Here is an 11,467-nt window from a genome sequence, read left to right as displayed (position 1 = left end):
ATAGACCACATAGCATCCATGCGCCCGATGCGCCGTCGGGGCACCTGGATAAAGTCCATGCTCAGACCCGCTCACACCCCTGGAGCGGGCGTCAACGTAGACGAGACGGTGAGCTGATGGATCTCTTCGAATACCAGGCGAAGGAATTGTTCGCCAAGCATGGCGTACCCACCTCCGCCGGTCGTGTCACCGACACGGTCGCCGGAGCAACACAGATTGCCGAAGAAATCGGCAAGCCAGTAATGGTCAAGGCGCAGGTCAAGGTCGGCGGCCGCGGCAAGGCCGGCGGCGTCAAGTACTCCAAGGACGTCGCAGCAGCAACCGAGAACGCCGAAGCGATTCTCGGACTCGACATCAAGGGCCATGTCGTCAAGAAGCTTCTCGTCGCAGAAGCCTCCGACATCGCCGAGGAGTACTACATCTCCTTCCTGCTCGATCGCACCAACCGCACCTACCTCGCGATGTGTTCGGTCGAAGGTGGAGTCGAGATCGAGGTGACGGCGGAGGAGAACCCCGACGCACTCGCACGTATCCCCGTCGACGCAGTCAAGGGCGTCGACCTCGCGTTCGCTCGTGAGATCGCCGAGAAGGGCAAGCTGCCCGCCGAGGTGCTCGACGCCGCTGCGGTGACCATCCAGAAGCTGTGGGAGGTCTTCATCAACGAAGACGCTCTCCTGGTCGAGGTCAACCCGCTGGTTCGCACCCCCGACGATCAGATCCTCGCCCTCGACGGCAAGGTCACGCTCGACGCCAATGCAGACTTCCGCCAGCCCGGCCACGCCGAGTTCGAGGACAAGGACGCAGCCGATCCCCTCGAGGCCAAGGCCAAGGAGAACGACCTCAACTACGTCAAGCTCGACGGACAGGTCGGCATCATCGGAAACGGTGCCGGACTGGTCATGTCGACCCTCGACGTGGTCGCATACGCAGGCGAGGCACACGGCGGCGTCAAGCCGGCCAACTTCCTCGACATCGGCGGCGGCGCTTCGGCCGAGGTCATGGCCGCAGGCCTCGACGTCATCCTCGGTGACGAGCAGGTCAAGAGCGTGTTCGTCAACGTCTTCGGTGGCATCACCGCGTGTGACGCAGTCGCCAACGGCATCGTCGGCGCGCTGAAGAAGCTGGGCGACGACGCCAACAAGCCGCTGGTCGTCCGTCTCGACGGCAACAAGGTCGAAGAGGGCCGCAAGATTCTCGCCGACGCCGCGCACCCGCTGGTGACGCTCGCCGGAACCATGGACGAGGGCGCCGACAAGGCCGCCGAGCTGGCAGCGAAGTAGAGGAAACAATGTCTATCTTTCTGAACAAGGACAACAAGGTCATCGTCCAGGGCATCACCGGCGGCGAAGGCACCAAGCACACCGCCCTGATGCTCAAGGCCGGCACCCAGGTCGTCGGTGGCGTCAACGCACGTAAGGCCGGAACCACGGTCAAGCACGTCGACGCACAGGGCAACGACATCGAATTGCCGGTGTTCGCTTCGGTTTCCGAGGCCATGGAGAAGACCGGAGCCGACGTGTCCATCGCGTTCGTGCCGCCGGCATTCTCCAAGGACGCCATCGTCGAAGCGATCGACGCGGAGATCCCGCTGCTCGTCGTCATCACCGAGGGCATCCCCGTGCAGGACTCCGCATATGCGTGGGCCTACAACGTGGAGAAGGGCAAGAAGACCCGCATCATCGGGCCGAACTGCCCCGGAATCATCACTCCCGGTGAGGCATTGGTCGGCATCACGCCCGCCAACATCTCGGGAACCGGCCCCATCGGCCTGGTCTCCAAGAGTGGCACCCTGACCTACCAGATGATGTTCGAGCTCCGTGACTTCGGATTCTCGACGGCCATCGGCATCGGCGGCGACCCCGTCATCGGAACCACCCACATCGACGCCATCGAGGCGTTCGAGGCGGACCCCGACACCAAGATCATCGTCATGATCGGCGAGATCGGCGGCGACGCCGAAGAGCGTGCAGCCGACTACATCAAGGCCAACGTGACCAAGCCGGTCGTCGGCTACGTCGCAGGCTTCACCGCTCCCGAGGGCAAGACCATGGGCCACGCCGGTGCCATCGTCTCCGGCTCGCTGGGAACGGCACAGGCGAAGAAGGACGCACTCGAGGCCGCAGGCGTCAAGGTCGGCAAGACGCCGTCCGAGACCGCTGCCCTCGCGCGCGAAATCCTGGAATCGCTGTCCGTGAAGTAGGACTCGCTTCTGAAAGAGCCCGCCACCGATTCGGTGGCGGGCTTTTTCGTGCCCCAATCCCTTGTGCGCGTTTTGCGTACCTGAAGGTACGCAAAACGCGCACGACGTATGGGCAGCGCTATTCGGTCTCGAACTTGTCCACTCGCCACAGGACGAACACTGTCATCGCTCCGAACAGCGCCGCCGCGAGTGCGTAGTAGAGCGATTCGAAAGTTCCTGCAGCCCATGCCAGGACGATCGCGGACATCAGAAACAACGCGACTTTGAAGTACTCGAACCTCTTGCGTGTCATGTCTTGCCCTCCCGTTGGACGATGTCGCTGCCCATTCTTCCTGAAAAGTGTTGTGTTGCATAGTAATTGAAATTCACAATGAAGGTAAAGGGGAGTCAATAGCTAAAGTAACGACATCATGTCACAATCTCTGTGACACCGTTCGGGGAGGGCTGATGTCGGAATTTCTGCACCGTCTGTATCGACAGGGGTGGCACGCGGACCCCGCTGTACGACCGGTCGGCCGGTTGATGATCGCGGCCATGGTGGTCTCGTGTCTGTATGCACTCGCCTCGGTGGCGCTGGCGAAGTCGCTGGCGGATTTCCAGATGCATCGACAGGGCATGGACGACGGCTCCCTTCCGGCCTCGGCGAAAGCGATCGTCTACGGGGCCTACTCGCTGCGGGTGATCACCGTGGTCAGCCTGATCTTCGGCTACTCGTATCTTGTCCAGCGACTTTCCAGGCGCAGTCCATCCGAACCTCGACTCTTGTTGAGCTGGAGCATCTTCGGAGTGGCCGCCTACTCCTACCTGATCTTCACCCCGAATCTTCCGTGGACCCACGTGGTGCAAGCGATTCAAGTGGTCATCCTGCTGGCGGTCGCAGTGCTGCTGTTCACGCCTCGTGTGCGGGCCTACTTCGCGGGCGCGTCGGTGGACTAGATTGGCCCCGTGCACAACATCTTCACCACCGCCTTCGTGACGGTCCATCGGCTCTACATCAACAAGGTCGAGCGAAAGGGCCGCACTGCAGCGGAGGTCGACGAGATCGTCCGGTGGTTCACCGGGTTCGATCAAGCCACCCTCGATCGACATCTCGAGGCCGAGACGACATTCGAGGACTTCTTCGCGGCGGCGAACCTGAACCCGAACGCGACACTGATCACCGGAGTTGTCTGCGGCATCCGCGTCGAGAACGTCGAAGATCCCCTGATGAAGAAAATCCGATTGCTGGACAAGCTGATCGACGAGCTGGCCAAGGGCAAGAAGATGGAGAAAATTCTGCGTGGGTGATCCCGTTAGAATCACGCTGAATCGAACTGTGGTCATTGCTTCGACGCGGGACTTCACTGTGCGTCATGACAACTACCGAAAATCGTGCACTCGCCAAGAACTGGCCCGACGCTCCCACCACTGCTGCCGGATGGATTTCCCGCGCAGGTGAAGTAGCGCAGCTGCTCGCTGTCGACGCCGTTGCCCGCGACAAGGGTCGTGAGCTTCCGTCCGCAGAGGTTCAGTTGCTCAAGGACGCCGGGCTCGTCACGCTGCTCGGTCCCGTCGAGCACGGTGGCGGCGGCCAGGATTGGCCCACGGCCTACCAGGTGATTCGCTCTGTCTCGAAGGCCGACGGCTCGATCGGCCAGCTGCTGGGCTACCACCTTCTCTGGTTCTGGGCCGCGCGTCTGGTCGGTACCCCCGAGCAGATCGAGGCCGTCGAAGCCGATGCCACGAAGAACAAGTGGTTCTTCGGCGGGGCCGTCAATCCGCGGGACAACGACGTGTCGGTCACCGACGAGGGCGAGACCATCGTGTTCGACGGTTCCAAGACGTTCTCCACGGGCAGCCGTGTCTCGGACGTCACCGTGCTCGAAGGTGCGCTCGAGGGCAGTACCGATCACGTGTTCGCAATCGTGCCGTCGAACATCGAGGGTCTGTCCTTCCATGACGATTGGGACAACATCGGCCAGCGTCAGACCGAAAGTGGCAGTGTCACGATCGACAAGGTTCGCGTCGACTGGGCAAGTGCAGCGGGGTTCGTGGACAAAGTGTTTCAGCCACGCGTCTACAACACCCTCAATGTTCCGACCATCCAGTTGGTGTTCGTCAACTTCTACCTCGGAATCGCGAGGGGTGCTCTCGAGGAAGCCGCGTCGTACACCAAGGACAAGACTCGCGCGTGGCTGCACAGCACGGTGGACAAGGCCGTCGACGAGCCGTACATCATCGACATCTACGGCGATCTGACTGCCAAACTGTGGGCCGTCGAGGCTCTGGCCGACGCAGTGGCGTTGGAAGGCCAGAAGATTCACGACAACGCGTGGAACGTCACCGCCGAGGAGCGCGGTGACCACGAGGTCCGGGTGGCCGCAGTCAAGGCTCGCGCCACCGACGTCTCGCTCGAGATCACCTCGACCGTGTTCGAGGCCCTCGGTGCCCGCGCCACGGCCAGCAAGTACGGGTTCGACCGCTTCTGGCGCAACGTGCGAACCCACACGCTGCACGATCCGGTTGCCTACAAGCGACGCGAAGTCGGCCGCTGGGTGCTCACCGGGGAGCTGCCCGAGCCCACCTGGTACTCGTAGTCCCGACATCTCCGGCCCCGATCCGACCCCCGATTTCCGGATGAATGTGCCATCCACGCCATCTGAGTGCGTGGATGGCGCATTCATCCGATGAAGGATGACGCACACATGAGCACCGAAAAGATCGCCGATGCAATCAAGTTCGCGTACTGGGTTCCCAATGTCTCGGGTGGCCTGGTCACCAGCACCATCGAGCAACGGACCAGTTGGGACTACGAGTACAACAAGAAGCTGGCGCAGACCGCCGAGAACAACGGCTTCGAGTACGCGCTCAGTCAGGTCCGTTACGAGGCGAGCTACGGGGCCGAGTTCCAGCACGAGTCGACGAGTTTCTCGCTCGCGTTGCTGTTGGCCACCGAACGTCTGAAAGTCATTGCCGCCGTGCATCCCGGGCTCTGGCAGCCTGCCGTGTTGGCCAAGCTGGGAGCGACGGCCGACCACCTCTCGAACGGCCGTTTTGCGGTCAACGTCGTCAGTGGCTGGTTCAAGGACGAATTCACCCACCTCGGTGAGCCGTGGCTCGAGCACGACGAAAGATACCGTCGCAGCGCCGAATTCCTGCAGGTGCTGCGCAAGATCTGGACCGAGGACGACGTGGATTTCCGGGGCGATTTCTATCGGATCCACGATTTCACGCTCAAGCCGAAGCCGCTCAACACCCCGCAACGGCCCAATCCTGAACTCTTCCAGGGTGGTAACTCGTCCGCCGCGCAGGAGAATGCCGGCCGGTACTCCGATTGGTACTTCAGCAACGGCAAGGATTTCGACGGCGTCACCGAGCAGCTCGACAACCTGCGTCGGATCGCGCGCGATCACCGGCGTGAGGTCAAGTTCGGGCTCAACGGCTTCATCATCGCGCGAGACAGCGAGAAGGAAGCACGAGATACGTTGCGAGAGATCATCGAGAAGGCCAACAAGCCTGCCGTCGAGGGTTTCAGGGGTGCGGTGCAGCAGGCGGGCAATTCGACGGCCGACAAGAAGGGGATGTGGGCCGACTCGACGTTCGAGGACCTCGTTCAGTACAACGACGGGTTCAAGACGCAGTTGATCGGCACCCCGGAGCAGGTTGCCGAACGCATCGTCGCCTACCGACGCCTCGGCGTCGACCTCGTTCTCGGAGGCTTCCTGCACTTTCAGGAGGAAATCGAATACTTCGGAGCGAAGGTGCTGCCGCTGGTGCGGGAGCTCGAAGCGGCCGAATCGAACGACCACGAGTTGGTCGCGTCCCACTGACCTGGAGTTCCTCGATCGGTCGGGTCCGTGCAGTAGCGTGAGATCTCGGACCCGACCGACCTGGGTACGGCACTATCAGGATGAGGAGACGCGATGACCTACTCGCCCGGCAGCCCTGACAACGGGGGCTCCAACTCTGGTGGCTACGGCGGAGGCGGACCGTCCTACGGCCCCCCGTCCACGCCGAATCAATCCACGCCCAATCAGCCGAATCAGCCGTCGTCGGGTGCCTACCCCCAGTCGGGTCAGAACCAGGCGTTCCACCAGCCGTCGGTATCCAACCCGTTCGGCCCACCCGTGCCAGGAACCTCCGCACCGAGCGGGTCCGCGCCGGGCACGTCCGGGCACTCGACGAAGTCGTCCGGTGCCGGGCTCGCAAATCTGCCGAAGATTCTGACCTTCGTGGTGCTGGGACTCGGTGTCGTCAACTTCTTGCTCGGCCTGCTCGATTTCGTCACGGCGGAGGTGTCGTCGTCCGAGCAATTGCCCAGCGGCATCCAGACCTCGTTCAGCACCAACTTCTTCGAGTCCGGTGGGAGTGCGGCGTCGATCGCGTTTCTGCTCGCCGCCGGTCTGATCGCAGGTGCGTCGCTGCTGCAGAAGGACGCCCGAAACCAGGCCGTGATCGCGGCACTGGCCATCGCCGGATTCCTGGTGCTCGTCTTCCAATCGTTCAGCCTGCCCAGTGCCGAGGGCAACGAGTTCGCCAGCACCAGCAGTTCGCTCGGAATCGGCGCGATCCTTGTGCTCGTGTTGGGCTTCGTGCAGGCAGCGGCCGCTGTGGTTGCGCTGCTGCTCGATGCAGGCATCGTCAAGGCCCCGGCACCCAAGCAGTCCGGCTTCGGGAACCAGGGTCAGCAGTCCGGTTACGGCCAGCAGAATCCGTACAACGCGCCGACGACGTCGTTCGGTGGACCGTCCGGACCGCAGAACTACAGCAACCCGCCGGCCTACGGTCAGGCCCCGTCGAACACAGCGGGCTCGTCGAACTTCGGGCAAGCGCCGAGTGGACAGACGTCCGGACAGCATTCCTACCGTCCCGGCGCACAGTCGCCGTACGGCAATCAGCCTGCGCCCAACACCGGATCGCAGGGTGGCTACTCACCGCCGCCGTACACCGGTCCGAGCGGTCCGCCCGCTGGGCAGGCGTACCCGCCGAACCAGTACCAGTACGGCGGCCAGCCGTCCGGTTACGGTCAGCCGTCGAGCACACCCGACGAGTCCGAGTCGGGCGCACAGTCGACGCCGTACGGCGCACCGACTCAATCGTTCGGCGCGACTCCCGCGGAAGACGACAACAAGCGCGACTGATTTCGCACGTCACACTCGACTTCGCGGCGCGCCTGACCGGCGTGCCGCGTCGTTGATGCGAATCTCGTAGTGATGAGCGATCTATTGAACCGAGATACTCGACGCGCGGCCGCACGCAGTTCCCGTGTGAGCACCGGGCCTACGCCCGATCAGTCACGAACGCTCGCTGCAGTGGCCTTCAAAACCTCCGGGTTGGTGGTGGTCATCGCCACGACCCTGGTTCTGATCACCCTTGTCTCGGTCAACAGCGATCTCACCGGAACCCTCGGTGCCATCGCCGGTTCCTGGTTCGCGGTGCACCTGGTGCCGCTGAGTATCGGTGGCACGTCGATGGGCGTCGCCCCGATGCTTCCCACCCTCGTCGTCGCCTGGTCCGTCGCACGCACGGTTCACCACGCGGTGGACGAGACCACCGACCGCCGCATGGTCAGGTGGGTTTTCGCCGCGTCGATGGCCGGACCCCTCGCTTTCACGGCCATCGCTCTGGCCGTCGCCAAGGATGCGTCGACGGTTATCGGACTGTCGAGCCCCAACGCACTCGTCGCCTTCTCGTGGGTGGCCGGAGTACACGCAGCGGCGTCGGGCACCGGCCTGATCCTCGCTCGCTGGGATGCCCTGGTGATCGATCGACACCTTCCAGACTGGGTACGCGCACTCGTCGCACCACTCGTGCGGTCAGTTTCGGTGCTGATGGCCGGCGGCGCCGCCATCGTGCTGTTGGCTCTGCTCGCCTCCTGGGACACCGCCGGTTCACTGCTCGACAACGGACGCACCCTCGTCGGCATGCTGGGACTGACCGTGCTGTCGGTGCTGTACCTGCCGAACATCGTCCTCGGTGCCCTCGCCGTCGCGACGGGGTCCTCGGCGAGCTTCGGAGACGCATCGGTCAGCCTGTTCTCGACGACCGGCGGGCCGCTCCCACCGCTCCCGATCCTCGCCGTCCTCCCCGAGGGCTCCGCGCAGACGATCTGGGTCGTCATGCTCGTCGTTCCCATCGCAGCCGGGCTACTCCTGGGACGCGACTGCGCGATCCGAAGCGTGGACGTCCAGGTCGCGGTCTCCTCGGTGTGGGCGGTAGCCGCCGTCACCGGAGCCCTCGCCGCGGTGTTCGGCTACGCCGCAGGCGGGAACCTCGGCACGTTCGGAACAGTCGAAGTCACCGTGTGGAGCTTCGCACTGTTGACCTTCGCCTGGCTCGGCGTCGTCGGATCCGCTTCGGCGGCCATCGTCGTGTGGCGTCGAGCAGACCCGGAACCCGACCACGAACCCCACGACCGATCCGGTACCGAGCAGCCCGTGCCCGCAGCAGAACTGGCCATTCGAGCGCCTGCGTCGGAGCCGGACGAGGCTGTCGCGGACACCGTCGTCGAGGCCGAGGTCGTCGACGAGAAGCCGGTCGCGACAGTGGAAGCAGACGATCCGATCGCGGCAGACGCCGAATCCGAGGAACCGCTCGAAGCCGAGATCGTCGCTCCGCCCCCGGCCCAGGACGACGCGTCGAGCACTGCGGAGGACGGACCTGCCCGGTAGGGGCGCGGGTCGGAGCGACTAGGCTTTCTGCTGGCTCGAACGATCCCCTCGATACCTCAGGAGTAGTGCGCTGACTGCCTTGCGTGAGACACCCGCGCGGGTCGTCGTCCTCGCGTCGGGGACCGGCTCGCTCCTGCAGTCGCTCGTCGCCGCGACAACTGCCGAGGACTACCCGGCACGCATCGTGGCCGTCGGAGTCGATCGAGAGTGCGCGGCCGCTCGTCATGCCGACGATGCCGCGATCCCACATTTTCGTATCGGCTTGCGAGACTTCGCCGATCGGGCGGCCTGGGATGAGGCGCTCACCGACGCTGCACTGGGGTTCGAGCCCGATCTGATCGTCACCGCAGGGTTCATGAAGATCCTCGGTCCCCGATTTCTCGACGCGTTCGCCGGCCGGATCGTCAACACGCACCCGGCGCTGTTGCCGTCGTTCCCGGGTGCGCACGCCGTTCGGGACGCGCTGGACCACGGCGTCAAACTGACCGGTTCGACGGTGCATCTGGTCGATTCCGGCGTCGACACCGGGCCGATCCTGGCTCAGGAAGCCGTGCCCGTTCTCGACGGCGACGACGAAGCGGCATTGCACGAACGCATCAAGACTGTGGAACGACGGTTGCTGGTCGACGTGATCGCAGCGGTCGCAGCCAAAGGTGTCACCTCCGATGGACGAAAGGCTCAGATAATCCGATGAGTGAACGTAAAGCGGTGCGCCGCGCACTGGTCAGTGTCTACGACAAGACCGGACTGATCGAACTTGCGACCGGTTTGCATGCCGCGGGCGTCGCTCTGGTGTCCACCGGATCGACGGCGAGCAAGATCGCCGACGCCGGAATCCCGGTCACCAAGGTCGAGGACCTCACCGGATTCCCCGAAACCCTCGAGGGCCGCGTCAAGACGCTGCATCCTCGCGTCCATGCCGGGGTCCTCGCCGACACCCGCAAGCCCGAGCACCTGGCTCAGCTTAACGAGCTGGGCATCGAGGCGTTCGAGCTCGTCGTGGTCAACCTGTACCCGTTCACCGAGACCGTCGCCAGCGGTGCGACACCCGACGAATGCGTCGAGCAGATCGATATCGGTGGCCCCTCGATGGTGCGCGCCGCGGCCAAGAATCACCCGTCGGTCGCGGTTGTCGTCGACCCGAGCCGGTACGACGACGTACTCACCGCTGTCTCCGGTGGTGGATTCACGCTCGCCGAGCGCACATCTCTTGCCGCGCAGGCATTTCAGCACACCGCGGCGTACGACGTCGCAGTGGCGTCGTGGATGTCGAGCGTCCTGACCCCCGACACCGAGACGGTGTTTCCCGAGTGGATCGGTGGCACCTGGGACCGCTCCGCAGTACTTCGGTACGGCGAGAACCCGCACCAGAAGGCCGCCCTGTACGTCGACTCCTCTGCTGCTGCCGGCATCGCGCAGGCTGAGCAGCTGCACGGAAAAGAGATGTCGTACAACAACTTCACCGATTCGGATGCGGCCTGGCGGGCAGCGTTCGATCACTCGGAGCCCACCGTCGCTATCATCAAGCACGCCAACCCGTGCGGCATCGCCGTCGGCACCGACATCGCCGAGGCGCACCGAAAGGCGCATGCGTGCGATCCGGTGAGCGCCTACGGCGGCGTCATCGCGGCCAACCGTGAGGTCACCGTCGAGATGGCCGAGCAGGTCGCCGAGATCTTCACCGAGGTCATCATCGCGCCGTCCTACGCCGACGGCGCGCTGGGAGTGCTGCAGCGCAAGAAGAACATTCGAGTTCTGCTCGCAGAAGCGCCGCCCACCGCGGGTGTCGAACTCAAGCCGATCTCCGGCGGGGCACTGCTGCAGCAGCGCGACGTCATCGACGCCGACGGCGACGATCCGGCCAACTGGACCCTGGCTGCGGGCGAACCCGCCGACGAGCAGACCCTCAAGGATCTCGAATTCGCTTGGCGCGCAGGACGAGCCGTCAAGTCCAACGCAATTCTGCTCGCCCACGACGGCGCGTCGGTCGGCGTCGGAATGGGCCAGGTCAACCGCGTCGACGCCGCCCACCTCGCTGTCCAGCGTGCCGGGGATCGCGTCGTCGGTTCGGTCGCGTCCTCCGATGCCTTCTTCCCGTTCCCCGACGGCTTGCAGGTTCTCATGACCGCGGGCGTCAAAGCCGTTGTGCAGCCCGGTGGTTCGGTCCGCGACAACGAAGTGATCGCTGCTGCCCAGGACGCGGGCGTGACGCTGTATCTGACGGGTTCGCGGCACTTCGCCCACTAGCTTGTTCCGTCGAGATCGCAGTTGTGCAGCCTTTTACACCATTTCCACTCGCATAACTGCGATCTCGGCGATCTGTGGATGACCGAAACCATAATCCACAGATTGGCCTGCTGGCCGTTCCGAGGGGCTCGACCCTGCCAGGGTTGAGCGATGGGGATCGAGTCAGGACCGTTTCGTGGGTCGGTTGCAGTGCAGTCGGGAGCATTGAGTCGTCATCGACTGAGCCGCGACTATGTACGAGTGTTCCGTGACACGTATGTGCCCGCGAGAACCACCCTGGATGCGCGGACCCTGGCTGTGGCGGCATCTGTGTGCGTCGGCAACAGCGCAATTGTCGCGGGTACTTCGGCGGCCGCCATACATGGCGCGC

At 64.1% G+C, this 11,467-nt stretch carries 11 protein-coding genes; 10 read left to right on the top strand and 1 reads right to left on the bottom strand.

Going from position 1 to position 11,467, the window contains the following annotated elements:
* The first annotated feature begins 116 nt into the window (after window positions 1-116).
* Window positions 117-1,280, top strand: coding sequence for an ADP-forming succinate--CoA ligase subunit beta (gene sucC / locus CH266_RS05935; protein ID WP_027496014.1), 1,164 nt, complete (start codon window positions 117-119; stop codon window positions 1,278-1,280).
* Window positions 1,281-1,288: 8 nt separating this feature from the next.
* Window positions 1,289-2,200, top strand: a complete 912-nt coding sequence (gene sucD, locus CH266_RS05930) for a succinate--CoA ligase subunit alpha (RefSeq protein ID WP_027496015.1) — start codon at window positions 1,289-1,291, stop codon at window positions 2,198-2,200.
* Between the two features lie 118 nt (window positions 2,201-2,318).
* Here sucD and CH266_RS25330 read toward each other — a convergent pair whose 3' ends face one another.
* The gene (locus CH266_RS25330) at window positions 2,319-2,492 is read right to left on the bottom strand and encodes a hypothetical protein (protein ID WP_155288490.1); all 174 of its coding nucleotides are present in this window, start codon (window positions 2,490-2,492) and stop codon (window positions 2,319-2,321) included.
* A gap of 155 nt (window positions 2,493-2,647) precedes the next feature.
* Here CH266_RS25330 and CH266_RS05925 point away from each other — a divergent pair, with 155 nt between their 5' ends.
* The 8 genes from CH266_RS05925 to purH all read left to right on the top strand — a co-directional run bounded on the left by CH266_RS05925 (window position 2,648) and on the right by purH (window position 11,097).
* Window positions 2,648-3,136 (top strand): hypothetical protein, encoded by a 489-nt coding sequence (locus tag CH266_RS05925; protein ID WP_032390802.1) that lies wholly within the window; start codon window positions 2,648-2,650, stop codon window positions 3,134-3,136.
* 9 nt (window positions 3,137-3,145) lie between these two features.
* Window positions 3,146-3,487 carry a DUF2200 domain-containing protein gene (locus tag CH266_RS05920; RefSeq protein WP_094714930.1) on the top strand — a complete coding sequence of 114 codons (342 nt, stop codon included), beginning with the start codon at window positions 3,146-3,148 and terminating at the stop codon, window positions 3,485-3,487.
* A 65-nt stretch (window positions 3,488-3,552) separates the two neighbouring features.
* Window positions 3,553-4,776, top strand: coding sequence for an acyl-CoA dehydrogenase family protein (locus CH266_RS05915; protein WP_032390804.1), 1,224 nt, complete (start codon window positions 3,553-3,555; stop codon window positions 4,774-4,776).
* Between the two features lie 108 nt (window positions 4,777-4,884).
* Window positions 4,885-6,009, top strand: coding sequence for a dimethylsulfone monooxygenase SfnG (sfnG, locus tag CH266_RS05910; protein WP_094714929.1), 1,125 nt, complete (start codon window positions 4,885-4,887; stop codon window positions 6,007-6,009).
* 93 nt (window positions 6,010-6,102) lie between these two features.
* Window positions 6,103-7,320, top strand: a complete 1,218-nt coding sequence (locus tag CH266_RS05905; RefSeq protein WP_094714928.1) for a DUF5336 domain-containing protein — start codon at window positions 6,103-6,105, stop codon at window positions 7,318-7,320.
* A 171-nt stretch (window positions 7,321-7,491) separates the two neighbouring features.
* Window positions 7,492-8,850, top strand: coding sequence for a cell division protein PerM (locus tag CH266_RS05900; protein WP_255175853.1), 1,359 nt, complete (start codon window positions 7,492-7,494; stop codon window positions 8,848-8,850).
* Window positions 8,851-8,929: 79 nt separating this feature from the next.
* Window positions 8,930-9,544 (top strand): phosphoribosylglycinamide formyltransferase, encoded by a 615-nt coding sequence (purN, locus tag CH266_RS05895; RefSeq protein ID WP_032371247.1) that lies wholly within the window; start codon window positions 8,930-8,932, stop codon window positions 9,542-9,544.
* Complete coding sequence (gene purH / locus CH266_RS05890) at window positions 9,541-11,097, top strand: bifunctional phosphoribosylaminoimidazolecarboxamide formyltransferase/IMP cyclohydrolase (protein ID WP_094714926.1); 1,557 nt, start codon at window positions 9,541-9,543, stop codon at window positions 11,095-11,097. The genes purN and purH overlap by 4 nt, the downstream gene beginning before the upstream one ends.
* Window positions 11,098-11,467 lie beyond the last annotated feature (370 nt).

Origin of the sequence: Rhodococcus sp. 06-1474-1B (assembly GCF_002258885.1) — a bacterium.
In the GTDB taxonomy this organism is placed as follows: Bacteria; Actinomycetota; Actinomycetes; order Mycobacteriales; family Mycobacteriaceae; genus Rhodococcoides; species Rhodococcoides fascians.
Note: the sequence above shows the minus strand (reverse complement) of the source record. Positions and strands in the feature narration are given on the sequence as shown.